Raw genomic sequence first — 24,987 nt, 5'->3', positions numbered from 1 at the left:
GGGCCTTCTGATCGCCCGCCGCGACCGATCACCGGCCGCCGCGGCCGGGCTCAGATGGTGATCTTGTATCTGCCGAGGACGAACTGCAGGAGTTCGTCGGCGATCTCCTCCAGCGTCGCGTCGACCCACCCGACGACCCAGTCGTGCATGAGGCCGTTCACCGCGCCGATGAGGGCCGCGGCGGCGATGCGGTAGTTCCCCGGGGGCAGCTCGCCGCGCTCGGCGGCCTCGTCCGCCATCCGGCTCACCAGGTCGATCCAGACCGCGCGGCGTTCGAGGCGCTGGCGGTCCATGCGGGGGCTGACGCCGACGATCTCGACATAGGCGATGCGGGCATGGCGCATGTCGCGGGTGGCGCCCCTGACGTAGGCGTGCACGTACGCGGTGATCCGCTCCGTCGCGGGGAGGTCCTGGACGCCGGGCAGCACGTCGAGGACGGCCTTCTCGGCGACCTCGTTGACGTACAGGTGGAGATCGGCCAGCAGGTCTTCCAGCGTGCGGTACTCCTCGTAGAACTGGCGGGTCGACAGTCCGGCCGCCTTGCACAGGTCGCCGAGCCGGGTCGCCCGGAACCCGGGGCCGGCGCCGAACCACTCCAGGCCCGCCTCGCGGAACCGCCCGCGCCGCTCCGCCCGCCGCTCGGCCGCGTCCTTGCCGCCGTACCGGCCCTCCGCCGGGGTGATCCTGCCCGCCACTGCACCCCCTACCTGGTGGTGCGCACAATCCTCCCGCACGGGTCTTGCACCGCCCGCCCAGCCCTGCCTACTATCCAGTAACCAAAGTCTGAATACGGCCATATTCAGATTGAGGGGCGCGCACGGCGGGCGGACCACCCGGCCGGTCATGCCCGCGAAGCGCCACCCAGCGGCTCCACCGTTTCCCGCCCGTTCCGGGCATCCCACCCCCCTGGAGAAACGACATGCACGCTGCACCCACCCCTGCCCCGACCACCCCCGCGACCGCCCGCGCCCGCGGGTTCCGGCGGCTGCGGACCATCGCCGCAGCGGCCGTCCTGGCCGCCGGGGCCGTCGCGCCCGCCCTCGCCACCGCGGGCACCGCCCACGCGGCGCCCGCCCTCCGCGAGGTGATGTTCGTCGGCAACAACTGGGACGGCACCGCGGACGTCATCGAGTCCAGCGGCGCCTTCGCCAAGATCGGCCGCATCAACGTCGTCCCCGACAAGACCCAGCGGCTCGCCGCGATCTACCTCAACCCGGTCAACCTCGCCGTCTACCTGGCCGTCCAGCAGGGCCCCGGCGAGGGGCACGACCAGCTCGTCGACGACCTGTACTCCACGCCCGACGGCAGCGCCCTGGTCGCCTCCCGGCCCAGCTTCGGCGACGTCGTCTCCATCGACCTGGCCACCGACAAGGTCAAATGGCGGTTCGCCGTCCCCGGCTACCGCTCCGACCACATGGCCGTCTCGCCCGACGGGACCAAGGTCGCGGTGTCGTCGTCGCTGTCCGGCACCGTCTCCGTGCTCGACATCACCACCGGAAAGCAGCTCGGCTCGTTCGCCACCGGCGACACCCCGCACGAGAACATCTGGACCAACGGCGGCAAGTACATCTGGAACATGTCCATCGGGAACGTCAGCACCAACCTCGACGACCCGTCCCTGGACTGGACCAAGGGCGACCGGCACATCACCATCGCCGACGCCTCCACCTACAAGGTCGTCAAGACCATCGACATGCGCTCGCGGCTGGACGCCTTCGGCCGCAAGGACCTGTCGAACGCCGTCCGGCCCGCGGTGTTCAGCCCCGACTTCTCCAAGCTGTACTTCCAGGTCTCGTTCTTCAACGGGTTCATCGAGTACGACGTCGCCACCGACAAGATCACCCGCATCAAGACCCTGCCGAAGAACCCCGCGACCAGCGACGACCGCACCACCTTCGTCAACGACTCCCGGCACCACGGGCTGTCCATGAACCCCGCCGGCACCAGGCTGTGCGTCGCCGGGACCATGGACGACTACGCCACCGTCGTCGACCGCGCCACCCTCCAGGAAGGCCCGCTCGTCACCGCGTCCAAGCCCTACTGGGCCACCGTCAGCGGCGACGGCCGCGACTGCGTCATCTCCGAGAGCGGCGCCGACCGCGTCACCGCGATCGACTTCGCCACCGGGCAGAAGGTCGTCTCCGTGCCCGTGGGCGACCACCCGCAGCGCGTCCGCATCGCCCACGTCCCGGTCGGCTGGACCGGCCCCACGAGCTGACCTCCTCCCGCGGACACCGGGGCGTAGGGCGTGCTGGGTCGCCCTATGCCCCGGCCGCCGGAACGGAGTCCAGGAACGCGGTGATCTCGTCCGCCACGATGTCGGGCCTTTCGAGACCGCACAGGTGGCCGAGGTCGCTCAGCAGCACCGCCCGGCCTCCGGGGATGCGCCGGATGTCGTCGAGCTGTTTCGCCTGATCGACGACGACGTCCTTGCCGCCGAGTATGTAGCAGGTCGGCACGCGCAGGCCGGGCAGTTCGTCGGCCTGGCTCGTCAGGGCGCCGCCTGCGAGCCAGCCGTGCCACATCCGCTCCGTGACGGTCAGCATGCTGCCGGCCAGACGGGACGTCCTCGACGGGTCCACGGAGATCGCCGCCACTCCTTGCGCGAGGGCCTCGGCGTCGCCGTACACGGCGTCGAAGCCGGCCATCACCTCGTCCTCGGCGGTCGTCCCCGCGGCGTTCCACGGAACGATGCCGACCAGCGCGCGCACCTCGTCCGGGTGGTCGAGGGCGAGGCGCAGCGCGATCGCGCCGCCGAGCGAGCAGCCGGCCAGGTGGTAGGCGCCGACGCCCGCGTCGTTGATCGCCTCGTTGATCGCGTCGTGCAGGGTCGCGGCCAGCGCGGGCAGCCTCCCGTCCGCCGCCGCACGCACGGAACGGCCATGTCCGGGCAGGTCGAACACCAGGACGCGGAATCCGCTCAGGTGCCGCACGATGCCGGTCATCAGCTCGGCCGTCGCGCCGAACCCCGGCAGCATGACGAGCGTCCGTGGGCCTTCGCCGTGCTCTTCCCAGTAAATCCCTGAACCGGTATGGGGCATGCGCCCACTGTCGCCGCAGGGGGAGGCCGGTGGCTTGTACAAATGTCCGCCTGTACGCGCTGGGACCACGGACACGGACCGCGAGCGCGGAACATTCCTCCAAGACGGCCGGCCGAGCGGTCGCCGATTCTGGCGGTCATGCCTGGTCATGAAGGAGAACGCGCATGTGGTTGAAGCGTTGTGCCGCCCTCGTCGCCGCCGCGCTGGTCGGGGTCGCCTCCACGTCGCCGGCGCGCGCGACGAGCGCGCCGTCCCGCGATGCCCCGTTGCGGGCGGAGATCCAGAATCTCGTCGACGCCGACGGCGTACCCGGCGTGGTCGCGGTCACGAGCCGCGACGGGCGGGCGGCGCGGCGGGCGGCCGCGGGCCTCGCGGACATCCCGGCGGGCCGGGCGATGCGGCCCGACGACCGGTTCAGGATCGCGTCCATCACCAAGACGTTCGTGGCCGCAGTGGTATTGCAGCTGGTCACGGAGCACAAGCTCGCGCTCGACCGGCCGATCGCGGGGCTCCTGCCCGACCCGGTCCCGAACGCCGGGCAGATCACCGTGCGGGAACTGCTCGACCACACCAGCGGGCTCTTCGACTACTCGGACGATCCTCGCTTCGACCCCGGCGCCCCCTACACCCCGGCGCAGCTCATCGCCCTGGGCGCGGCGCATGCGCCCTACTTCGCGCCAGGGACGGGCTTCCGCTACTCGAGCACCAACTACATCGTCCTCGGCGAGATCGTTCACCGGGTCACGGGCCGCCCGATCCAGGACGAGGTGCGGACGCGTCTGATCCGCCCCCTCCACCTGACCGGCACGACCTTCCCGACCGCGACCGCGGTCGCGCCCCGGCAGGCGCGCGGCTACGTCTTCGCCGCTCCGCTGCCGCCCCGTTCCGGTCCCGCGATCGACGTGACCACCCGGACGAGCGCCGGCGCGGCGGGGGCGGCGGCGGGGATGGTGTCGACGGGCGCCGACGTCGACCGGTTCCTCGGGGCGCTGCTCGGCGGCGACCTCTTCTCCCGGCACCTGCTCACCGAGATGAAGCGGCCCACGCCGGGAGCCGATGCGTTCTTCGCCGCCGTCGGCATGCCCGGCATCGGTTACGGCCTCGGCCTGACGATCGCCTCGACTCCGTGCGGCACCGCCTACGGCTCCCTCGGGGACATCGACGGATACACCTCCAGCACGATGCAATTCGGCCACCGCCGGGTCACGCTGCTCATGAACACCAATTCTCTGCAGCCCTCGCTGCGCCGGCAGACCCTCTCCACCGCCGAGCAGGAACTCTGCCGCGCCGGCGCGTGAGCCATGCGCCGACGCGCTATCGACCCGCCGGTCGCGGTTCGCGCGGCGGTTCGCGCGGCGGTTCGTGCGGCGGTTCGCGCGGCGGTTCGTGCGGTGGTTCGTGCGGCGGTTCGCGCGGCGGTTCGCGCGGTGGTTCGTGCGGCGGTTCGCCGAAGGTCCGCCGGTAGGTGCCGGGTGTGGTGCCGAGGTGCGCGCGGAAGCGGCGCCGCAGGTTGACCGCCGACGCGAGCCCGACCCGGGTCGCGATGCTCTCCACCGGAAGGTCGGTCCGTTCCAGCAGGACCCGTGCCGCGTCGAGGCGCCGGCCGAGCAGCCACTGTCCCGGGCTGGTGCCGAGCTGCTCGGTGAACCGCCGGGCGAGGGTCCGGCTCGACAGCCCGGCGTGCTCGGCGAGCCGGGCGACGGTCAGCCGGGTGCCGAGCCGGGACGCGGCCCACTCCAGGAGCGGCGCCAGCGACTCGTCCGCCCGGGCCGGTGCGGGCAGTGTCGCGTACTGCAGCTGGCTGCCTTCCCGGTGCGGCGGCAGGACCATGTTCCGGGCGATCTGCGCGGCGTACGCCGCGCCGTGGTCGGAGCGGACGAGGTGCAGGCACAGGTCGATGCCCGCGCCCGTGCCCGCGCTGGTCGCCACGTCGCCGTGGTCGACGTAGAGCACGTCCGGGTCCACCCGCACTTCCGGGAAGCCGGCGGCGAGCAGGCCGGTGTGGCGCCAGTGGGTGGTGGCGCGCCGGCCGTCGAGCAGCCCGGCCTGGGCGAGGACGAACGCCGCCGTGCAGATGGCGACGATCCGGGCCCCGCGCCGGTGCGCGGCGAGCAGCGCTTCGGTGACGGCCGGCGGCGCCGGGGCGCCGGCCGGCTGCCAGCCGGGAATGATCACGGTGTCCGCTTCGTCCAGGGCCTCCAGCCCCGCGTCCACGAGCATCGCGTAGCCGACGGTGGTCGGCAGCGGGCCGGGGTGCTCGGCGCAGACCCGGAAGGTGTAGCGGGCCGGCACGTCCTGCCGGACGGTGCCGAAGACCTCCGATGCACAGGCGAGCTCGAACGGCGACTGCGGCGGGTTGAGCAGGGCCACCACCCGATGACGACTCATGGCAGGAACATACCCACAGGTGTCTTTTTGGACTCTCGGCCCGGGAAGCGGGCCCCGGTCACAGTGGTCCCATGAGCGAAACCACGGGAACGGACGTGCGGAGGAGCGCGATCCAGGTCGACGGCGAAACGGCCAGCTACCTGACCGCAGGGCAGGACGGCCCGGTCGTGCTCCTGCTGCACGGCACGTATTGGAGCCGGGTATGGCTCCCGGTGCTGGGCCGCCTCGCGGACGCAGGCCTAAGGCCCGTTGCGGTCGATCTTCCCGGGCTGGGGCGCTCGGGCGGCGAGCTCACCCTGGACACGGCCACGGTCCCGGTCCTCGCGGACTGGGTGGTCCGGTTCGCGTCCGCGCTGGGGCTGTCCGGGCCGGTCGCCGTGGCCGGCCATGACATCGGCGGCGCGATCGCCCAGCATCTCCTCGTCCACGGCCGGCTGGAGATCCCCCGGCTGGCCCTGGTCAACTCGGTCCTCTACGACTCCTGGCCGGCGCCCCACGTCGCCCGGTTCCGGGACCCGGAGGCCGCCGCGGCGACCACCGCCGATGACCTGCTCGCCGCCCGCCGTGAGGCCGTGGCGGGCGCGCTGGCCGACGCCGCGACCGAGCAGCTGATCGCCGACTACGTGGATCCGTGGAACGATCCACGGGTCCGCCGCTCCTGGCTGGCCATGGCGCGCGCGGCCGACAGCCGCTACACCCTCGACCTCGTCCCCGCGCTCCGGCGGTCGACGACGCCCAAGCTGCTGATCTGGGGCGAGGACGACGGCTTCGAGAAGGTGGAGTACGCCGAGAGGTTCGCCGCGGAGATCCCCCGGACCACGCTCGTCCGCATCCCGCACGCGGACCACATCCCCACCGAGAACGCCCCCACCGACATAGCCCGAACCCTCACCGACTTCCTCACCCCCTGACCCCAGCCCCGCGCCGCGCTCACCGCCCGAGGGCCGCCGTGGCGCGGTCGTCGGCTTCCTTGATCGCGTCAAGGCAGACCGTCCTCGCGAAGGGTGCCCTGACCTGGGAAATGGACAGCAGCAGCACATGACCCTCGCGCTGATGGGTGAGCTGGCAACTGTGGGTGGTCGCCTCGCCGGCCCGATCCTCGACGAACTGGATCCGCTCCGACGCGCCATCACGCTGCCGCACGATGTCGCTCTTCAGCGTGCGTCGGTAGTGCTCGCCCCCGACGGAGAAGGAAAAGTCACGGCAGGTTTCCGGTACCTCGGTCGTGACCAGCCTTCGCGTGGACGCGCCGGGCAGCCGAAGGATCGTCTCCTGCACGGTCACGCGACGCTTCCTGTCAGTCCACATGGCCAGGACCGCGGGCGCGACGCGGCCCGCATCGCCGAGTTCTTCGATCCGCCCCGGGACCGACATCGCTTTGAAACAGCGTCCCAGGGGCGGCTGTGCTTGCCCGTCGACCAATTTCGCGAAGACCGTGGAGTAGGGGCCCGTCACCGGGCCGAAGCGCAGCATGTCGTCCGGCTGCGCCGGCGGCATCGGCAGCAACGCCCGCTTCAGGTCGTCGGCACCGTCCGATGCCGCCGCAGGCGTCGGCGTGTCTTCACGCACTCGGTCGCCTTTATCGCTTCCAGCCGTTCTATCGCCCCCAGCCGTGCCGCAAGCGCTGACGAGCATGGCGGACATCGCGACACAGGCGGAGAGGCAAGACAGGCGCAACAGCACCGAGTGATCATAAGGCGCGAAGCCGACGTACCGGGGGCGGTGGGGTCAGGGGGTCAGGGACGTTACGGCGGCGACTGCGCCGCCGTCGACGAGCAGGTCGGTGCCGGAGATGAAGGACGCGGCGGGGCCGAGCAGGAACTCGGCGGCGGCGGCGATGTCGGCGGGGGTGCCGGTCCGCTTGGCGTTGGAGGCGTCGATCATCATCCTCATGCCGGCGCCGTGCTCGCTGCCGAGTTCGGCGCGGCCCATGGGGGTGGCGATGACGCCGGGGCTGATCGAGTTGATCCGGGCGCCGCGGGCGCCCCAGGCGGTGCTGGCGGCCTGGACGCGCAGCCGGTTCGCGTACTTGGCGAAGGCGTAGGCGGTCCCGCTGTCGGCGAAGGCGGACGCGTCGCAGATCGGGAGGGAGAGCAGCTCGTCGGCCGGGGTGGTGGCCAGGGCCCGCTCCTGCTCGCGGGGGAGGCCCGGATAGAAGTGGCCCGCCATGCTGGCGATCACGAGGCCGGCGCCGCCGGGCGCGACGACCTCGCCGAACTCCTCGAGGACGAGCGCGACGCCGAGCAGGTCGACGGCCAGGATCGCCGGCACCGGCGCCTGCACGGGCGACAGCCCGGCGGTGTGCACGACCGCCTGCACCGGGCCCAGGGAGGCGGCCTGCTCGGCCAGCGCGGCGACCGGCTTGCGGGAGGACACGTCCACCCGCTGGGCGGTGACCTGGTGGCCCTCGTCGGTGAGTTGCGCGGCGACCGCGTCCAGGACCTCCTGGCTGTGGTCGGCCACCAGGAGGTGGGCGGACGGGCCGACGCGCCGGGCGATGGCCTGTCCCATGCCGCCGGCTCCGATGACCACCGCGACGCGCTGCGTCATGTTCTCTCCATCCCGTCCGTGACCAGGGTGCGGAGCTTCCTGCGGTCGAACTTTCCGCTCGGAAGCGTCGGTATCCGCTCGCTCGGCGTGATGACCCAGCGGGTCGGGACCTTGTAGGCGGACAGGTGCCGGCGTGCCCGCGAGGCGAGGGCCTCCACGTCGACGTCCTGGGCGGCGGGCACGATGACCGCGCAGACCTCCTCGCCGCGCGTGGGGTGGTCGGTCCCGATGACCACGCACTGGGTGACCTCGTCGAACGCTTCGATCACCGACTCGACCTCGCGCGGGGACACGTTCGCCCCGGCCGCCTTGATGAGTTCGCTGGTGCGTCCCACATAGAAGAGGCGCGGGTCGCCGGTGCGGCGGTAGACGCGGTCACCGGTGTGGTACCAGCCGTCCTGGTCGAACACCTCGGACCGCTCGCGCTTGTTGTAGCCCGCCATCGTCCCGACGCCGCGGATCAGCAGCTCGCCGACGTCGCCGTCGGGGACGGGCCGGCCCTCGCCGTCGACGATCGCGATGTCGGTGAAGGCGAAGCCGCCGGCCGTCTCGGTCATGCTGCGGTGGACGGGGTAGCCGTCCGGGACGCCGTGCATGGCGAGGTCGAGCGGGCCGTCCCTCAGCATGGGCGCGCCGCCGAGGTCGCGTTCGGCGAAGGACGGGTGGTCGCGCAGCTGCTGGGTGAACGCCGGCCAGCCGACGACGCCGTGCCCGCGTTCCCGCTCGATCAGGTCCAGCGCCGCGCCGGCCTCCGGACGCGGCAGGACGAGCACGGTCACCGGCTCGTGGAGCGCGCCCGTCGTGGCGAGGACGCCGCCGATCCAGAAGAACGGCATCGCGCACAGGATGCGCGGCACGCCGGAGGCGCCGGTCAGTGCCCGGATCGCCGCGGGCCAGGTGGAGGTCTGCCGGACGAGGGTGCCGTGCGTGTGCAGGACGCCCTTCGGGTCGGCCGTCGACCCCGAGGTGTGGACCATGATCGCCAGGTCGGCGGGGGTGACCTCGTTCTCGACGGCGGCCAGGAGTCCGGTGGGGGCGAGGGCGGTGCTCGCGGCGTCCCAGACCGTGGCCCAGGAGCGGTCGGACGGGCCGGTGAGCACGATGCGGCGTAGGTAGGGCGCGGCTGGCAGGCACAGGTCCCCGGCCCGCTGCCCCGGCAGCCCGGGAAGCGCGGCCTCGAACCGCTCGGCGACGTCGATCTTGAGGACGCGGGCGGGGGCGACGAGCACGGCGACGTCGGCGAGCCGCAGCACCTTAGCGATCTCGGCCGGGGCGTACAGCGTGCTCAGCGGGACGACGACGGCGCCGATGCGGCTCGCGGCGAGCCACCAAACGGCCCATTCGGTGTCGCTGGTGAAGAACAGGCCGACGCGCGTCCCCTTGCCGACGCCGTGGCGGAGCAGCCACCGTGCGGCGAGCGCGGAGCGGCGGTCGGCTTCGGCGTAGGTCAGATGGTCGGTGGGCGTCACCAGGTACCGCTCGCGGCCGAACTCGCGCGCGCCGCGCCTGAGCAGTTCGGGGACGGTCGGTCGCGGCTCGGTGTCCGCCTGCGGCATGGGACCCACTCTCGACGATCGCGGTGCCCGGAGCCTATTACGTACGATTCCCGTACGTAAAGGGCCGGACCTACAATGGGTCGCCCGCCGACCGCCGCGAAGGATCCCCGCCATGCCCGAGGCCCGAACGTCCGGTTCGACGGCGGGACGCAAGCGGGACCCGCTGATCGAGCCCCGGGTCTTCGAGGCGGCGGTCCGCGTCTACGCCCGCGCGGGCTGGGGCGGCTTCACGTTCGACGCGGTGGCGCGGGAGGCGGGCGTCGGCAAGCCGGCCATCTACCGGCGCTGGTCCGGTGGCGAGGAGCTGCTCGTCTCGGCGCTGCACAACCTGGACTTCCCGACCGCCCGGGACCGCGGCTCGGTCCGCGCCGACCTCCTGGACTACGCGCGGCAATGGGTGCACTGGTACCGGCACACCGACCGCGCCCTGGCCGGCCGGCGGATCTCCCTCGACTCGCGCGCCGAGCCCGCGCTCGCGGCGCTGTACGAGGAAATGATCAACCGGCCCCGCACCGAGGCCGCCCGCGAGATCACCCGCCGGGCGATCGCCCGCGGCGAGCTGGCGCCGGCCGTGCGGTCGTCGACCCTGCCGGACCTGCTCGTCGGCGCGATGTCCACGCACTGGGAGTCGACGCCGGAGAGCAGCCGGGCCCGTCTCCGCCGGACGTTCCCCGCCTACGCCGAGACGCTCGTCGACATCATCCTCACCGGCGCGCGGGCGATGCCGGGCGGTGCTTAGGACAGCTCGTCCAAGACGGCCTCCGTCACCGTCTCGACCAGGGCGACGCCCGCGTCCATGGACGCGTTCCGGTCGGAGAGGACCGCGATCGAGTAGTCGTGGTCGCCCTTGATCCGGCCGATGCTGTTGATGACCCACAGGCCCCCGTCGGCGGAGCGGGGCAGCCAGCCGTTCTTCAGCGCGACGGCGTCCCCGGCGGCGGCCCCCGCGCTGACGCCCCAGTCCTGCGTGGTGTCCACCCGGCTCATCAGGCCGAGGATGTACCGGCGGCCGCTCCTGCTCAGCGGCCCGTCGCCGGAGACGAGCGCGTTCAGCAGCCGGACCTGGTCGCGGGCGCTGGTGCTGGTCAGCCCCCAGCTGACGCTCGTCGCCGTCGTCTCCTTCAAGCCCAGCCGCTTGCCGGCCTTCGCCAGCCCGGCCGCGCCGCCGATGGCGGACCACAGCGCGTTCGCGGCGGCGTTGTCGCTGTTCTCGATCATGCGAGTGGCCAGGCTCTTCTCGGACGCCGTGAGCGCCCGCCGCTGGTCCTGCGCCTGCAGCAGCAGGGCCGCGAGGATGTCGACCTTGACGATGCTCGCCGTCACGAACCGCCGCGACGCCCCGTAGGTATAGGAGGTGCCGTCCGTCAGGTCGCTCACCGACACCGACACGCGCGCGTCGCCCTTGACGGCCTTCTCGATGGCCTTGGCCAGCTTGCGGCGGTCGATCCGGCGCGGCGCCGGCGACGCGCTCGCCGTCGGGGACGGGCTCGTTTCCGGTGCGAGGTCGGCGGCGTCGCTGGGCGCGGCCACCGGCGCGCGCCCGGCCTCGCTGGTGTCCGGCCCGCCGAATTTCCACGCCGCCGCCCCGAGGAGCATCGTGAGCGGCAGCGTCAGGCCGAGGAGCATGAGGGCGAACCGCCGCGCCTTTGGGTTGCGCATGGCACGACCGTGGCGGCCGTTCCTGAAGGCAACCGGCAGCCGATCTGAGAACTGCTTGATAATCCGCCTTGCACGGCATTAACGCGAGATTGCGGGGTCCGCCTTGCCGGAACGGCAAGATTTCATCGGCAGGTGGGCCTTCCGGACGTTGTGGCATCTTTCGGAGCAGCTCGCCGACGTCCGAGGAGGCATCCGTGACCAGTCCCTTCGACCGGGAGACCATCGCGGCGTACCGGGCCGCCGGCTGGTGGGGGTCGGAGACCGTCGCCGGGTACGTCCGGCGGAACGCGGCGCGGCGGCCGGACGGCGCCGCCTACGTCACGGCGGACGGAACGCTGTCGTGGTCGCGTTACGAGGAGCATTCGACGCGGCTGGCCGGGCATCTCGCGGGGCTGGGCCTGGCGCCGGGCGAGCGGGTGGCGGCGCTGCTGCCGGACGGGCCGGCCTGGCACGTGACCGCGGTGGCGGCGGAGAAGGCGGGGCTGGTGCTGGTCGGCGTCGGCGCGCGGGCGGGCCGCCGCGAGCTGCGGCACCTGCTGGAGCGGACCGGCGCGCGGACCCTGGTGACGCTCGGCGAGCATCGCGGCGCGCCGTCCGCCGAACTGGTGGCGGAGCTGCGCGCCGACGGCGCCGACCTCTCCCGCCATGTGGTCGTGGACCGGCTCGGCCTCCCGGACGACCCGCGCGAAGGCGACCTGACCGGCCGCGCCCTCGGCCCCGACGACCTGGCCGTCATCAACTCGACCTCGGGCACGACCGGGCTGCCGAAATGCGTGTCGCACACCCAGAACCGCTGGTTCTACTTCGCGGAGCTGGCGCGGCGGGCGGGGAGGCTGACGGCGGAGGACGTGTTCATGGGCGCCGTCCCCGCGCCGTTCGGGTTCGGGCTGTGGACGGCGCACTTCTCCCCGGCGGTCCTCGGGATCCCGACCGTGCTGATGGAGCGGTTCGACGCGCACGCCGCGCTCGACCTGATCGAGCGGCACCGGGTCACCGTCCTGCACTGCGTGACGACGCAGTTCATCATGCTGCTGAACGCGCAGGAGGAGAAGGAGCGCGACCTCGGGTCGCTGCGCTGCATGTTCACCGGCGGCGAGGCCGTCCCCTACGAGCGCGCGGCGCGGTTCGAGGAGGCCACGGGCGCGAAGGTGCTGCAGTTCTACGGCTCGAACGAGACCGGCGCGCTCAGCCGCACGTCGCTGGACGACCCGCGCGAGGTGCGGCTGCGCACCGCCGGACGGGTCGTCCCGGAGATGCGGGTGCGGCTGTTCGACCCGGCCGACGGATCCGACATCACGGGCAGCGGCCGGCCCGGGCAGCCCGGCTGCAAGGGTCCCGCCACCTCCCCCGGCTACTACGAGGACCCGGACGCCGACCGGGCGCTGTTCACGCCCGACGGCTGGATGCTGATGGCCGACATCGTCGAGATCGACGACGCCGGCTGCCTGCGCGTGGTCGGACGGCAGAGCGACCTGATCATCCGGGGCGGGAAGAACATCAGCGCCGCCGCCGTCGAGGCGGAGGTGAGCACCCATCCCGCGGTCGCGCTCGCCGCGGCCGTCGCGATGCCGGACGAGGTGTTCGGCGAGCGCGTGTGCGTCTACGCCGAGCTGCGCCCGGGCGCCGTGCTCGACCTGGAGGCGCTCACCGGACACCTGACGGAGCGCGGCGTCTCCCGCGAATGGCACCCGGAGCGGCTCGTCGTGCTCGACCGCCTGCCGCGCTCGTCCGGCGGCAAGGTGGCCAAGGGCGAGCTGCGCGCCGACATCCGCCGCCGCCTCACCCCCTAGCGAGTCAGCAGGGGCAGGCCGGCGGTCAGTTCGCGAAGGCAGCGCACCACCAACTGCGCCGGGGACTCGGCGGTGTCGGCGTCCGACGCGGCCCATGCCTCCAGTGACACGCGGATCGCGCTGGTCGCGGCGGCGGCGACCAGGCGGAGTTCGAGGGGGTCGGTGTCCGGTCCGGCGAGGCGGGCCAGGACGGGGAGGAGCCGCTCCTCGGAGTCGTGGTTGACCTGGCACCAGACGGCCCGCAGGGCGGGGTCGTTCTCGGCGGCGCGCAGCAGGCCGCGGGTCCAGCGCAGGCCCTCGGCGCCGACGTCGTCCTGCGGGGACAGGGACGCGACCGCCGCGGATTCGATCGCCCGGGCCAGGTCGGCGCCGGGGCCGGGGCCGGGGGCGGTCTCGGCGAGCAGCGCGCGCCAGCGGTCCCCGCCGGACGACAGGAGGGGGCCGACCGCGTCCTGCTTGTTGCGGAAGTAGCGGTAGAAGGTGCGCAGCGCGACGCCGGCGCGGCCGGCGATTTCCTCGGCGGTCGTGCCGTCGGGCCCCTTGTCGGCGAACAGCTCGGCGGCGGCGCGGGCGATGTCGAGTTGCGTCGCGGCCTTGCGGCGCTCGGTCAGCGAGGGCGAGCGGGACGTCCGGTCCTGCTTCGTGGTCATGGGGGCAGCCTACGTCCGGTGGCGACAGTTCGGCACGCAGAGCCAAACTGACAAAATGTGCCACTTTGACGTACCGTGGACATAAAGGGGTTCTCACCTGGCAGAGGAGACGACATGGACCGCTACAACGGACGCCGGGCACTCGTCACCGGCGGCGGCTCGGGCATCGGTCAGGCCACGGTGCTCCGCATGCTCGCGGAGGGCGGCGACGTGGTCGCCGCCGACGTGAGCGAGGCAGGCCTCAAGGACACCGTGGCGAAGGCGGGCGACCATGCCGGGCGCCTGAGCACGGTGATCGTGGACGTGGCGGACGAGGCGTCCGTGCGCGCCGCCGTGGCGTCCGCCGTCGCGACCCTCGGCGGCCTGGACGTGCTGGTGAACGCGGCCGGCATCCTGCGCTCCTCGCACACCGACCAGACGTCGCTGGCCGACTTCACCCGGGTGATCACGGTGAACCTGACCGGCACCTTCCTGGTGATCCGCGAGGCGATCCCGGCGCTGCTGGAGGGCGCGGCCCCGGCCGTGGTCAACTTCAGCTCGACGTCGGCGATGTTCGCCCACCCGTACATGGCGGCGTACGCGGCGAGCAAGGGCGGCATCCAGTCGATGACGCACGCCCTCGCCGCCGAGTACGGCAGGCAGGGGATCCGGTTCACGGCCGTCCAGCCCGGCTCGATCTCGTCGGGGATGACGGACGGGTCGGGGGAGAGCCGGCAGAGCCAGGGCCCGGGGCTGCCCGAGGACGCCGACCTGAGCCTGTTCGCGAAGCTCTCCCCCGCGCTCGGGAAGGGGTTCGCCGGGCCGGAGGCGGTGGCGGGCGTCGTCGCGATGCTCGCGTCGGAGGACGGCGCCTTCATCACCGGCACCGAGGTCCGCATCGACGGCGGCACCCACTTCTGACCGCCTTCCGACCGTCCGGCGGGCGGTCAGCCGCGCCTCCGGTGCGGCAGGAGCGGGCTGCTCAGGGCGATGGCCAGGGCGAGGCCGGCCGCCATGAGGAAGACCCGATCGTAGGCGCCGGCGGTGGTGAGCACGGCCAGGCCGATGGAGCCGCCCACCTGGCTCGCGGTCTGCGCGAGGCCGCCGATGGCGCCCGCGTCGTCCTCGGGGACGCCGGCGGTCGTCGCGGCCATGAGGGTGGGGAAGGTCAGCCCGATGCCGGCGGCGATGAGGAGCGTGGGCCCGAGGATGCCGGTGAGGTAGGCGCTGCCGGCGCCCGCCTGGGAGAGCCAGCCGAAGCCGGCCAGGAAGCAGGCGGAGCCCGCGAGGATCAGGGGCCGGACGCCGAGGCGCGGCAGCAGTCCGGCGGCCCATCGCGCGACCAGCACGAACGTCACGGCCGCCGGGGTCTGCCCGAGCCCGGCCCGGAACGCGCCGTAGCCGAGGACGTCCTGCAGGAACAGCGAGGTGAAGTACCACATCGCGATGGCGATCCCGCCGAAGAGCAGCAGCATGCCGTTGCCGGCGGCGACCCCGCGGACGCGCAGCAGCCGCAGGGGCATCATCGGCCGCTCGGCGAACCGCGCCTCCACGAGGACGAAGGCGCCGAGCAGGAGCAGGCCCGCCACGGCCGGGCCGATGACTGGCGCGGACGTCCAGCCGTGGTCGGTGCCGTGCATGACCCCGTAGACGAGCGCGGCGAGGCCCGCCGTCCCGGTGACGGCGCCGGCGAGGTCGAGCGGTTCCCGGCGGCCGGTGCGGGCGCGGGGCAGCGCCGCCAGGGCGGCCGCGACGAGCACCGCGCCGATCGGCACGTTGATCAGGAAGACCCAGCGCCAGGACAGGCCGGTGGTGAGGGCGCCGCCCGCGACGGCGCCGGCCGTGCCGCCGACGCCGCCGGCGGCGGACCAGGCGCCGAACGCGCGGGCGCGCTCGCGGCCCGCGGCGAAGCCGGTGTTGATCACGGCGAGCGTCGCGGGGGCCAGCAGGGCGGCGCCCATGCCCTGCGCGACGCGGGCGGCGACGAGGACGGCGGGGACGGTCGCGAGCCCGCCGGCGAGGCTCGACGCGGAGAACAGGACGAGTCCGGCGGTGAGCGTCCGGCGGTGGCCGAACAGGTCGGCGGCGCGCCCGCCGAGCAGCAGGAACCCGGCGAAGGCGAGCAGGTAGCCGTTCACCACCCAGGCGAGCCCGGCGGGCGAGAAGCCGAGGTCCCGGTCGAGCGAGGGCAGGGCGACGTTCACGATGGACGAGTCGAGGATCACCATGAACTGGCCGGCGCACGCCACGGCGAGGAGCAGCCATGCGGGTCCGGTGCGGCCGGGGTGCGGGGTGTCGGTCGGGCTGCCGTGGGCGACGGCGCTCTTGGCGGTCATGCCGGCTCCTTGGCTAGAATTAGTTATGCGGATAACGTTATGCGCATAATAGTTATCCCGCCTAACCAACCTGTCAAGGAGCGCCCGTGGACTTCGACCGAGCCGACGCCCTCAACCAGGCGATCCGCCTGCTGAGCCTGCGCCACCGGGCCCGGACCGCCGAGCTGCTGGCCCCCCTCGGCCTGCACCCCGGCCAGGAGGCGCTGCTGCTCGAACTCGCCCGGACCGGCCCGATGATCCAGGCCAAGCTGAGCGAGGCGCTCGGCGTCGAGCGGCCCAGCGTCACGCTCATGGCCCGCAAGCTCGAAGCCGCCGGCCACATCCGCCGCGCGCCCGCCCCCGGCGACCAGCGCGCCACCGTCGTCGAGCTCACCGAGGACGGCCGGGCGCTGGCCGGCCGGGTGAAGCGGATGTGGTGCGCCCTGGCGGAGGAGACCGTGACCGGCCTCCCCGCCGCGACGGTCGCGGAACTGCCCGGCCTCCTCGGCGCGCTGACCGCCAACGTCGACGCCAAACGCCGCCGCGGCGACGGGTGAGGCGTCAGACGACCTCGAAGTTCGCCATCATGCCCATGTCCTCGTGCTCGGCGTTGTGGCAGTGGAAGAGGTAGCGGCCGCGGTAGCCGTCGAAACGGGTGACGATCTCGACCGCCTCGCCCGGCCGGAGCGCGACGGTGTCCTTGAGGCCGGCGTCGCGGGGCAGCGGCCGCCCGCCGCCGCGCGACAGCACCCGGAAACCGACCAGGTGCAGGTGGACGGGGTGGTGGACGTCGGCGACCAGCCGCCACACCTCGACGTCGCCGAGCCGGACGGTGGCGTCGGTGCGCGCCGGGTCGAACGGCCGCCCGCCGATCAGCCAGCCGTGGCCGCCGCCCATGCCCCCGCCCATGCGCCCGGCGCGGAACGAGAAGTCCCGGACCCGGACGGCGTCGGACCGGCGCCAGGACGGCACGTCGGTGGACAGGACGCGCGGGACGCGGCTCCCGTCCCGGGCCTTGCGCGCCACCCGGAACGCCATCACGTCGCGGGTGCGGCCCGAGCCCAGCCGGTTCGCGATCCTGACGCGGCCGCCGACCGGGACGCCGGAGAAGTCGACGACCAGGTCGTAGCGTTCGGCCGGCGCGATCAGCAGCGTCCGGTGGACGACGGGCGCGGCCAGCAGGCCCTGGTCGGCGCCGACCTGGACGAGGTCGAGCCGGCGCCCGTCGTCCGTGACCGCTTCGAGTTCGTAGTGCCGGGCGTTCGAGGCGTTAAGGACGCGCAGCCGGTACCGTGCGGCGTCGACCTCGTGCACGGGCCACGGCGCGCCGTTGACGAGGACCACGTCGCCGAGGACGCCCGCGAGGTACGGCTCCTCGACGCCCGGCCGTTCGCGCAGTGCGGGGTCGAGCGCCGGGTAGGCGAGCGCGCCGTCGTCGCCGAACGCGCGGTCGGCGATCATGAGCGGCAGCTCGCGGTGCCCCGAGGGCAGGCCGAGCGCCTCCTCGGCGTCGTCGCGGACGATGTGCAGGCCGGCGAGGCCCCGCCAGATCGCGGGCGCGGTGAAGTCCATCCGGTGGTCGTGGTACCAGAGCAGGGTCGGCCGCTGGTCCAGCGGGAACGTGTAGTCCCGCGTAAGCCGGCTCTCGACCGCGCGTGGGTCCCGCATGCCGCCCATGCCGTGCATGCCGTGGTGCCCTCGGGCGCTGCCCGGCCAGTCCTTCGGCAGGACGAGGTCGGTCGGATAGCCGTCGGACGCGGCCGGGGTCCGTCCGCCGTGCAGGTGGACGACGGTCGGCACGGGCAGCTCGTTGCGGTGCCGGATCGTCACGGGACGGCCGCGGCGCGACTCGATCGTCGGCCCGGGGAAGGTGCCCTCGTACGTCCACAGCGGCGTCCGGACCCCGGGCAGGATCTCCGCGGCCGTCTCGCGCTGCGTCATCTCGTACCGGTCGATGCCCCCGGTGGTGCTGACCGGCTTCAGGACGGGCGGGATCGGCAGCGGGACCTGAAATGGGGGCGGCAACGGCACCTTGCTGCGCAGTTCGGCGCCGGTGCGCGGCGGGCGGCGGGCCAGCGCGCGCGCCGTCGTCAGGCCGCTGAACGCCACCAGCCCGAGCGCGCCGCCGATGCTCAGGACATGCCGCCTGGCCAGGCCGCGGGCACGGTCGAGCCGCTCGTGTCCGGCCTGTCCGGGCCGGTCGTCGTCGTGGCCGGGCCGGTCGTCGTCGTGGTGGTCACTCATCGCCGGTCTCCTCCCACTTCGGTCCGGCCGCGATCGGCTTCGGACGCCGTCCGAGGGGGCGGCGCCACACGTCGGCGAACTGCACGACGAGCGCGGCGATGGTCGCCATGCCGAGCGGGAGGTGCAGCCACAGCGCGCCGTCCATCCCGGCGAAGTACTGGACGGTCTCGGCCGCCACCAGGCCCAGCGTGGCGAGGAACGGCCCGGCCCGGCGCAGCCGGACCCAGACCGCCACCGCCGCGATCAGCTGGACGTAGCCGAGGGACGTGGTGACGTTGGCGCCCGCCTCGTGCAGGCGCAGCCCGTCGTAGTCGCCGCTCAGGAACACCCCGGCGAACACCGGCTGCCCGAAGATCGCGACGACGTGCGCGCTGACGACGGCCCGGAGGACCCACGCGGCGGGCCTCGTCCGGTGTGCGGTCCCGGCCGGGGCCGGCGGGGCCGGGCGGGACTCGTCGGCCGCGGTGACCATGGCGCGCCCTCCTCACTCTCTCGATGCGCGGACACCGCGACGCTATGACCGGAGAGTTATCCTGTCTAAGATCAATATTGCTATGACGTTATGATTCGCGAGGCATGACGAGGCGGCCATGGATCTCCACATGCTCAGGCAGTTCCTCGTGGTCGCGCGCCTGGAGCACCTCAGCCGCGCCGCCGAGGAGCTGCGCGTCGCGCAGCCGTCGCTGAGCCGCACCATCGCGCGGCTGGAGGGCGAGCTCGGCACGCCGCTGTTCGACCGGGCCGGGCGGCTCCGGCTGAACGACGCCGGGAAGCTGTTCCGCGGGCATGTCGAGCGCGCGCTCGGCGAGCTCGACGCGGGCCGGCGGGCGGTCGCCGAGGCCGCCGGCGAGGGTTTCGGCACCGTCCGGCTGGCGTCGGAGACCTTCCTGACCTTCACCGCGCCGCTCGCCGCGTACAAGCGGGCGCATCCCGAGGTCGAGGTCGAGCTCCACCAGATGCCCGCCGCGGACATGGCCCGGGCGCTCCTCGCCCAGGACGTCGACCTCTGCGCCGCCTCGCAGCCGATCCACGCCGACGGGCTGGAATCGGTCCGGCTGCTGGACGAGGAGGTGTGGCTGGCCACGCCGCTCGACCATCCGCTGGCGGGCCGCGCCTCGGTGACCGTCGACGAGCTGGCCGGGCAGCCGTTCATCGCCGCGCACAAGGGGCACTGGCAGCGCCGGCTCCTCGACCGGCTGTTCGCCGCCCGCGACCTCACCCCGAAGATCGTCTGTGAGGGGGACGAGGTGGGCTCCATCGCCGAGCTGATCATCGCGGGGTTCGGCGTCGGCCTCGTCCCGGGCCTCGCCCGGCGCTCGGCGTCCGTGGCCTCCGTCGCCTGGATCGCCGTCGACAGCCCCGACTGCCGCCGCACGCTGAGCCTGTACTGGGGCGCCGGCAGCCGGCTGTCGGCGGCCGCCCGCCTGATGCGCACCACGATCGCCGGCTGGGACTGGGGCGCCGGCGAACCGCGGGAGGGGTGACGGCGGCGGGGCCTCGCCCCGCGCCAAAAATGGTATACCAATCGGTATGGCTGTAGCGATCGTGACGAACGTGCGCCCCTGGGGCGGTCCGGCCGCGGACGTGGTCGTCGACGGCGGGCGGATCCGGGAGGTGCGCCCCGCCTCCGGCGCGGACGCCGCCGCGGACGGTGAGCGCATCGACGGCGGCGGGCTGCTGGCGCTGCCCGGGTTCGTCAACGCCCACGCGCACGTGGACAAGAGCTGGTGGGGCCTGCCGTGGGTGCCGTACGGCGGCGAGCCGACGACGCAGGGCCGGATCGCGCATGAGCGGGAGGAACGGGAGCGGTACGGGCTGCCCAGCGTGGACGCCGCCACCGCCGTGCTGCGCGAGTTCCTCCGGCATGGCACGACGGCCACGCGCACGCACGTGGACGTCGACCTCGGCGTCGGCCTGCGCGGCATCGAGGTCGTGCGCGAGGCCGCGGACCGGCTCGGCGGCGCCGTCGACGTGGAGATCGTGGCGTTCCCGCAGGACGGCGTGGTCCGCCGTCCCGGCGTGCTCGACCTGCTGGACGAGGCGGCCGCCGGCGCGGCGAGCATCGGCGGCATCGACCCGGCCGGCATCGACCGCGATCCCGTCGCGCAGCTCGACGGCCTGTTCGGCATTGCGGAGCGCCGCGGCGTCGGGCTGGACATCCACCTGCACGACCACGGCGAGCTGGGCGCGTTCCAGTTCGAGCTGATCGCCGACCGCACGGTGCGCGCGGGGCTGCAGGGCCGGGTGACGATCTCGCACGGGTTCGCGCTCGGAGAGCTGCCCGTCCCGCGCCAACGCGAGCTGCTGGAGCGGTTCGAGGAGGCCGGGATCTCGTGGGCGACGGTCGCGCCGCCGGGGACGGCACCGCTGCCGTGGCGGGAGATGGCCGCCCGCGGCATCGGGCTCGGGCTCGGCACCGACGGCATCCGCGACCTGTGGTCGCCGTTCGGCACCGGCGACATGCTGGGCATCGCGCTCGGCTTCGCCCGCCTGCACGGGATGCGCACCGACGAGGACCTGACCGAGGCGGTCGCGCTGGCGTCCACGCGGGGGAGCCGGTTCGTCCACCGCGACCTGCACGATCTGGTCCCCGGGGCCCCCGCCGACCTGGTGCTCGTCGACGCGGAGAACGTCCCCGACGCGCTGGTGCGCTGCCCCGAGCGGAAGCTCGTGATCGCGGGCGGCCGGGTCGTGGCGCGCGACGGGGACGTCCTCCTCTGACACCGGCTCCCCCGGGTACGCCCCGGGTTCAGCTCGGCGGGTCGGGGGCGCCGCGGCGGCCGTCGTGCAGGCGCCGTCCGGTCTCCAGGTGGCGCAGCGCGAGCTCCTCGACCCCGGCGACGTCGCGCCGCGCGACCGCCTCGTACAGCTGCTCGTGCTCCTCCGCCACGCGCAGCAGGTCGTCGTGTCGGCCGAGCAGCCAGCGCATGCGGCTGCGCAGCACGCCCTCCAGCTCGTCGAGCAGCTGGTTGGCCGCCAGTTCCGTGACGCGCTCGTGGAAGTCGGCGGCGGACCGGCGCGCGGCCACCGCGTCGCCCGCGCGGGCGGCGGCGAGTTCGGCGTCGAGCGCGGCGCGCAGCCGCGCGAGCCCCGCGCGGGTGTGCCGCTGCGCCGCCAGCTTGAACGTCAGCACCTCCAGCGCCGAGCGCACCTCGCGCAGGTCGGCGATGTCGCTCGCGGTGAACTCGCGGACGACCGCCCACGTGCGGGGACGCAGGGTGACGAGGCCCTCGGAGACGAGCGTCTTCAGCGCGTCCCGCACCGGCACGCGGCTGACCCCGAGCTCGTCCGCCAGGTCCCGCTCGACGAGCCGGTCGCCCGGCTGCCGGACGCCGTCGAGGATGTCGTCGCGGATCAGCCGGGCCACCCGCGCCGACTCGGGCTCGCCGCCGCCCTCTCCCGGCATCCCGCTCCACTCCCCGGATCGATGAAAATTTGGTATCCCATTCTACCGGCCCGCGCGCGGCGGCACTTGTAAGGGCGTCCTGAGGTCGTCACCGGGGGCGGCGGCGAAGCGCGGCGTACGTCCGCAGGATCGCGGGGACGAGCGCGTACACGACGGTGGGCACGACGAGGCCGGTCACCACGAGCGTCCGGACCGGGAGCGACAGCCCGCCCAGCAGCGGCCCGAGCAGGATCTGCGTGGCCATGATCATGAGGTAGACGGCCAGCCAGGTGAATGCGGCGCGCAGGTGGACCGAGGGGACGGCGGCCTGGGGGCGGATCGGGGACATGACGGCTCCTCGCGGTGATCGACCAAACTCCAACTCGTGAGTTGGAGTTTGCCATGCCCGCCCGCAAAAGCCAACCCGTGAGTTGGAATTTCGCGTAGGCTCGGCCCCATGGCATGGGACACCGAGAGGACCAGGCGGCTCATCCTCGACGCCGCGGTCGGCGAGTTCGCCGCCCACGGGCCCGAGGCGGCCCGGATGGACCGGATCGCCGCCACCGCCGGGGTGAACAAGGAGCGCATCTACTCCTACTTCGGCAACAAGCGGCAGATGTTCGCGATCGTGCTGACCACGGAGCTGGAGCGCCTGGCCGAGGCCGTCCCCCTGGACGAGCGGGTCGCCGCCGACCTCGGCGAGTACGCCGGGCGGGTCTTCGACTACCACCGGGAGCACCCGCACTTCGTCCGGCTGCTGCACTGGGAGGGCCTCCACACCGCCGACGGCGAGCCCGTCGCCGCCGAGGCCGAGCGCACCGCGCACTACACCGGGAAGATCGCCGCCCTCGCCAAGGCGCAGGAGTCGGGGCACCTGGACGCCCGGCTCGCACCGCAGGAGCTGCTGTACGCCGTCATCGTCCTGGCCGGCTGGTGGTTCGCCACGCCCCAGCTGCGCCGGATGCTGATGCCCGGCCTCGACGACGACCCGGACGGGCAGCGCGCCGCGATCGTCCGCCTCGTCCGCACCCTGGCAGGCGACTCCCGGTGAGCGGCGTGATCGTGGTTTCGGATGCCGAGGTGGACGAGCTGCGGGCGCGGCTGGAGCGGACGCGGTGGCCGGCCGCCTGGCCCGCCGGGCCGTGGGAGGCCGGGACGGACGCCGGTGAGCTGCGGCGCCTCGTCGCCTATTGGGCGAGCGGCTACGACTGGCGGGCGCACGAGGCCGCCATCAACGCGCTCCCCTCGCACTTCGCGGACATCGACGGGACGCCCGTCCACTACCTGCGCTACGACGCCGAACGGCGCGGGGCGCTGCCGATCGTGCTGACGAACGGGTGGCCCAGCTCGTTCCTCGAGATGACGGGCCTCGCGGAGCGGCTGGCGGCGCCGTCGCGGTTCGGGGGCGACGACGCCGACGCGTTCACGGTGATCGTCCCGTCGCTGCCGGGGTTCGGCTTCTCGCCGCAGCGGCCGGCGCTGGACCGGGAGCAGACGCACGAGCTGTGGCACCGGCTGATGCATGACGAGCTGGGCTTCGAGCGGTACGCGGCGCACGGCGGCGATCTCGGCGCCGGCATCACCTCGCGGCTGGCGGAGGCGCACCCCGAGGCGCTGGCGGGCATCCATCTGATGGCGGTGGCGAGCCCGGCCTCGTATGGCGACGTCACGCCGGAGGAGCAGGCGTATCTGGACTCCGTCGCCGCGTGGATCGCGCAGGAGGGCGGCTACCAGCACGAACAGAGCACCCGTCCGCTGACGTTGAGCTACGGGCTCGCCGATTCGCCCGTTGGCTTGCTCGCCTGGATCGTGGAGAAGTACCGCGCGTGGAGCGACAGCGGCGGCGACCTGTCGTCGCGGTTCAGCGACGACTTCCTGCTGACGCAGGCATCGCTCTACTGGTTCACGCAGACGATCTCGACGTCCTTCCGGCCGTACTACGAGTACGCGTCGGGCCTGACCAGGCGGGTGGAGCGCGTGGACGTCCCGACCGCCGTGGCCCTGTTCCCCGCCGACCTGACGCATCCGCCGCGCAGTTGGGCGGAGCGCGTCTACAACGTCGTCAGGTACACGGAGATGCCGCGCGGCGGGCATTTCGCCGCCCATGAGGAACCCGCCTTGCTCGCCGCCGACATCACCGGCTTCCTCCGCCCCTACCGCTGAATCGCGAACGCCCGCGCCGGGTTCGTCTCGAAGATGGCGGTGGCGGCGTCCCGGCCGAGCTGGGCCTCCACCCGGGGGCGGAGGACGCGGAGCAGGTGCGGGATGCCGGGGGCGTCGGGCGTCGTGGTGTCGCCGCCCATGAGGACGCGGTCGGTGTGACCGGCCTCGGCGAGGGCCGCCAGGGAGTCGAACAGGCGCCAGTCGGTCGCGTGGTGCGCGCGGGACGGGCCCTCGAAGCACAGGTAGGCGCCCGCCTCGGCGGCCCGGCGGTGGATCCAGGGGTCGGGCGAGCGGTCGAGATGGCTGAGGATCACCCGGTCCGGCGGGACGCCGAGGGACCCGCAGAGCAGGTCGAGGACGTCGAGGGCGGCGGTCCCGTCCTCCAGGTGGACGCCGATGGGGGCGCCCGTGGCGCCGGACGCCTCGGCGGCGGCGGCCATGGTGTGCCGGGCGTGCTCGTCGAGGCCGTGGAAGCCGCCCGCCACCTTGATCATCCCGGCGGGGCCGTCGGTGAGCTCGCGGTGGAAGAGCGCGGCGAGGCCGGGACGGATCCGGGCGAGGAGGTCCGGGTCGTAGTGGACGGCCTGGTGGAGGCCTGTCGCGGCGATGATGTGCACGCCGGTGGCGGCGGACAGGTCGGCGAGGTCCCGCTCGCGGCGGCCGAGGCCGTACGGGGTCCAGTGGGCGATCGTCCGTCCGCCGAGGTCCGCGAAGGCCCGCAGGTGGGCGGCGGCGCGGGCGGGGTCGTCGAGCTCCCGGCCGGGCAGCCGCGGCGTGCGGAGGAACAGGTGGTCGTGGGCGTCGCAGACGCCCAGGTCGGCGGGGTCGACGTCGCCGAGGACGGTCCGGACCCTCATCGGGCGTCGGCCAGGGCCGCCGCGGCGACGCGCAGGCCGGCGAGGGCCTTCGGCACGCCCACGTAGGGCGCGAGGTGGACGAACGCCTCGATGATCTCCTCGCGGGTCATGCCGAGCCGCCGGCACGTCCGGACGTGCCCGGTGAGCTGCGGGTCGACGCCGCCGAGCGCGGTGAGCGCGGCGAGGTTGAGCAGCTGGCGGTCGCGCAGGGACAGGCCGGGACGCTGGTAGGTGCCGCCGAACAGGCTGGTGACGACCCAGTCGGCGAAGCCGGGCGCGAGGTCCTCCAGCGCGGGGAACGTGGCCTGCCGGGTGGTCTCGTCCTGCAGGACGTCCAGCAGGCGGTGGCCTTCGGCGCGGTCGAGGGTGGCTTCGGTGAGGTCCACGGGCGCTCCTTGTAACGGGTTGGG

Annotated in this window: 26 protein-coding genes; 11 read left to right on the top strand and 15 right to left on the bottom strand. The window is 73.6% G+C overall.

Going from position 1 to position 24,987, the window contains the following annotated elements; all coding sequences use genetic code 11:
* Nucleotides 1-50 precede the first annotated feature (50 nt).
* Nucleotides 51-695 carry a TetR/AcrR family transcriptional regulator gene (locus AB0C78_RS05940; RefSeq protein WP_360742299.1) on the bottom strand — a complete coding sequence of 215 codons (645 nt, stop codon included), beginning with the start codon at nt 693-695 and terminating at the stop codon, nt 51-53.
* 224 nt (nt 696-919) lie between these two features.
* Between AB0C78_RS05940 and AB0C78_RS05935 the strand changes: the two genes are divergently transcribed.
* A complete protein-coding gene (locus AB0C78_RS05935; RefSeq protein WP_360742296.1) occupies nt 920-2,218 on the top strand; it encodes a YncE family protein in 1,299 nt (432 codons plus the stop codon).
* Nucleotides 2,219-2,261: 43 nt separating this feature from the next.
* On the opposite strand, the gene AB0C78_RS05930 is transcribed toward AB0C78_RS05935, so the two are convergent.
* Nucleotides 2,262-2,978, bottom strand: coding sequence for an alpha/beta fold hydrolase (locus AB0C78_RS05930; protein WP_360742293.1), 717 nt, complete (start codon nt 2,976-2,978; stop codon nt 2,262-2,264).
* A 227-nt stretch (nt 2,979-3,205) separates the two neighbouring features.
* Between AB0C78_RS05930 and AB0C78_RS05925 the strand changes: the two genes are divergently transcribed.
* Entirely contained in the window at nt 3,206-4,339 is a 1,134-nt protein-coding gene (locus AB0C78_RS05925; protein ID WP_360742290.1) for a serine hydrolase domain-containing protein, read from the top strand.
* Nucleotides 4,340-4,355: 16 nt separating this feature from the next.
* Here the strand turns inward: AB0C78_RS05925 and AB0C78_RS05920 are convergent, their stop codons facing one another.
* Entirely contained in the window at nt 4,356-5,429 is a 1,074-nt protein-coding gene (locus AB0C78_RS05920; protein WP_360742287.1) for a helix-turn-helix domain-containing protein, read from the bottom strand.
* A 71-nt stretch (nt 5,430-5,500) separates the two neighbouring features.
* Here AB0C78_RS05920 and AB0C78_RS05915 point away from each other — a divergent pair, with 71 nt between their 5' ends.
* The gene (locus tag AB0C78_RS05915) at nt 5,501-6,340 is read left to right on the top strand and encodes an alpha/beta hydrolase (RefSeq protein ID WP_360742284.1); all 840 of its coding nucleotides are present in this window, start codon (nt 5,501-5,503) and stop codon (nt 6,338-6,340) included.
* A gap of 19 nt (nt 6,341-6,359) precedes the next feature.
* Here AB0C78_RS05915 and AB0C78_RS05910 read toward each other — a convergent pair whose 3' ends face one another.
* From AB0C78_RS05910 to AB0C78_RS05900, 3 genes are read right to left on the bottom strand one after another with little or no spacing between them, the layout of a single operon-like run.
* A complete protein-coding gene (locus AB0C78_RS05910) occupies nt 6,360-7,112 on the bottom strand; it encodes a hypothetical protein (protein WP_360742281.1) in 753 nt (250 codons plus the stop codon).
* A gap of 45 nt (nt 7,113-7,157) precedes the next feature.
* A complete protein-coding gene (locus tag AB0C78_RS05905) occupies nt 7,158-7,979 on the bottom strand; it encodes an SDR family oxidoreductase (RefSeq protein WP_360742278.1) in 822 nt (273 codons plus the stop codon).
* Nucleotides 7,976-9,535, bottom strand: a complete 1,560-nt coding sequence (locus AB0C78_RS05900; protein WP_360742275.1) for a class I adenylate-forming enzyme family protein — start codon at nt 9,533-9,535, stop codon at nt 7,976-7,978. The genes AB0C78_RS05905 and AB0C78_RS05900 overlap by 4 nt, the downstream gene beginning before the upstream one ends.
* A gap of 112 nt (nt 9,536-9,647) precedes the next feature.
* Between AB0C78_RS05900 and AB0C78_RS05895 the strand changes: the two genes are divergently transcribed.
* A complete protein-coding gene (locus AB0C78_RS05895) occupies nt 9,648-10,274 on the top strand; it encodes a TetR/AcrR family transcriptional regulator (RefSeq protein ID WP_360742272.1) in 627 nt (208 codons plus the stop codon).
* Here AB0C78_RS05895 and AB0C78_RS05890 read toward each other — a convergent pair.
* A complete protein-coding gene (locus AB0C78_RS05890; RefSeq protein ID WP_360742268.1) occupies nt 10,271-11,194 on the bottom strand; it encodes a serine hydrolase in 924 nt (307 codons plus the stop codon). The genes AB0C78_RS05895 and AB0C78_RS05890 overlap by 4 nt on opposite strands.
* A 194-nt stretch (nt 11,195-11,388) precedes the next feature.
* Here AB0C78_RS05890 and AB0C78_RS05885 point away from each other — a divergent pair, with 194 nt between their 5' ends.
* A complete protein-coding gene (locus tag AB0C78_RS05885; protein WP_360742265.1) occupies nt 11,389-12,984 on the top strand; it encodes a class I adenylate-forming enzyme family protein in 1,596 nt (531 codons plus the stop codon).
* On the opposite strand, the gene AB0C78_RS05880 is transcribed toward AB0C78_RS05885, so the two are convergent.
* Nucleotides 12,981-13,634 (bottom strand): TetR family transcriptional regulator, encoded by a 654-nt coding sequence (locus AB0C78_RS05880; protein WP_360742262.1) that lies wholly within the window; start codon nt 13,632-13,634, stop codon nt 12,981-12,983. The genes AB0C78_RS05885 and AB0C78_RS05880 overlap by 4 nt on opposite strands.
* A gap of 114 nt (nt 13,635-13,748) precedes the next feature.
* Here AB0C78_RS05880 and AB0C78_RS05875 point away from each other — a divergent pair, with 114 nt between their 5' ends.
* Nucleotides 13,749-14,534 carry an SDR family NAD(P)-dependent oxidoreductase gene (locus tag AB0C78_RS05875; RefSeq protein ID WP_360742259.1) on the top strand — a complete coding sequence of 262 codons (786 nt, stop codon included), beginning with the start codon at nt 13,749-13,751 and terminating at the stop codon, nt 14,532-14,534.
* 26 nt (nt 14,535-14,560) lie between these two features.
* Here AB0C78_RS05875 and AB0C78_RS05870 read toward each other — a convergent pair whose 3' ends face one another.
* Nucleotides 14,561-15,949, bottom strand: a complete 1,389-nt coding sequence (locus AB0C78_RS05870) for an MFS transporter (RefSeq protein WP_360742256.1) — start codon at nt 15,947-15,949, stop codon at nt 14,561-14,563.
* Nucleotides 15,950-16,035: 86 nt separating this feature from the next.
* On the opposite strand from AB0C78_RS05870, the gene AB0C78_RS05865 reads away from it, so the two are divergent.
* Nucleotides 16,036-16,485, top strand: a complete 450-nt coding sequence (locus AB0C78_RS05865) for a MarR family transcriptional regulator (protein ID WP_360742253.1) — start codon at nt 16,036-16,038, stop codon at nt 16,483-16,485.
* A 4-nt stretch (nt 16,486-16,489) separates the two neighbouring features.
* Here AB0C78_RS05865 and AB0C78_RS05860 read toward each other — a convergent pair whose 3' ends face one another.
* Nucleotides 16,490-18,172, bottom strand: coding sequence for a multicopper oxidase family protein (locus tag AB0C78_RS05860; protein ID WP_360742250.1), 1,683 nt, complete (start codon nt 18,170-18,172; stop codon nt 16,490-16,492).
* Entirely contained in the window at nt 18,165-18,644 is a 480-nt protein-coding gene (locus tag AB0C78_RS05855) for a hypothetical protein (protein WP_360742247.1), read from the bottom strand. Before AB0C78_RS05855 ends, AB0C78_RS05860 begins: the two co-directional genes overlap by 8 nt.
* A 130-nt stretch (nt 18,645-18,774) precedes the next feature.
* On the opposite strand from AB0C78_RS05855, the gene AB0C78_RS05850 reads away from it, so the two are divergent.
* A complete protein-coding gene (locus AB0C78_RS05850) occupies nt 18,775-19,656 on the top strand; it encodes a LysR substrate-binding domain-containing protein (RefSeq protein WP_360742244.1) in 882 nt (293 codons plus the stop codon).
* Nucleotides 19,657-19,702: 46 nt separating this feature from the next.
* A complete protein-coding gene (locus AB0C78_RS05845) occupies nt 19,703-20,893 on the top strand; it encodes an amidohydrolase (protein WP_360742241.1) in 1,191 nt (396 codons plus the stop codon).
* A gap of 28 nt (nt 20,894-20,921) precedes the next feature.
* On the opposite strand, the gene AB0C78_RS05840 is transcribed toward AB0C78_RS05845, so the two are convergent.
* Together AB0C78_RS05840 and AB0C78_RS05835 are read right to left on the bottom strand one after the other, a co-directional pair.
* Nucleotides 20,922-21,578 (bottom strand): GntR family transcriptional regulator, encoded by a 657-nt coding sequence (locus AB0C78_RS05840; protein WP_360742238.1) that lies wholly within the window; start codon nt 21,576-21,578, stop codon nt 20,922-20,924.
* A gap of 88 nt (nt 21,579-21,666) precedes the next feature.
* Nucleotides 21,667-21,906, bottom strand: a complete 240-nt coding sequence (locus AB0C78_RS05835) for a hypothetical protein (RefSeq protein ID WP_360742235.1) — start codon at nt 21,904-21,906, stop codon at nt 21,667-21,669.
* A 108-nt stretch (nt 21,907-22,014) separates the two neighbouring features.
* On the opposite strand from AB0C78_RS05835, the gene AB0C78_RS05830 reads away from it, so the two are divergent.
* Both AB0C78_RS05830 and AB0C78_RS05825 read left to right on the top strand, forming a co-directional pair.
* Nucleotides 22,015-22,608 carry a TetR family transcriptional regulator gene (locus AB0C78_RS05830; RefSeq protein WP_360742232.1) on the top strand — a complete coding sequence of 198 codons (594 nt, stop codon included), beginning with the start codon at nt 22,015-22,017 and terminating at the stop codon, nt 22,606-22,608.
* 5 nt (nt 22,609-22,613) lie between these two features.
* Complete coding sequence (locus AB0C78_RS05825) at nt 22,614-23,720, top strand: epoxide hydrolase family protein (RefSeq protein WP_360742229.1); 1,107 nt, start codon at nt 22,614-22,616, stop codon at nt 23,718-23,720.
* On the opposite strand, the gene AB0C78_RS05820 is transcribed toward AB0C78_RS05825, so the two are convergent.
* Entirely contained in the window at nt 23,711-24,577 is an 867-nt protein-coding gene (locus tag AB0C78_RS05820) for a hypothetical protein (protein ID WP_360742226.1), read from the bottom strand. The two genes, AB0C78_RS05825 and AB0C78_RS05820, sit on opposite strands and share 10 nt — an antisense overlap.
* Entirely contained in the window at nt 24,574-24,963 is a 390-nt protein-coding gene (locus tag AB0C78_RS05815) for a carboxymuconolactone decarboxylase family protein (RefSeq protein ID WP_360742223.1), read from the bottom strand. Before AB0C78_RS05815 ends, AB0C78_RS05820 begins: the two co-directional genes overlap by 4 nt.
* Nucleotides 24,964-24,987 lie beyond the last annotated feature (24 nt).

It is taken from the genome of Actinomadura sp. NPDC048394 (assembly GCF_040651755.1).
GTDB lineage: Bacteria > Actinomycetota > Actinomycetes > Streptosporangiales > Streptosporangiaceae > Spirillospora > Spirillospora montaniterrae.
This window is presented reverse-complemented; position numbering and strand designations above follow the sequence as displayed.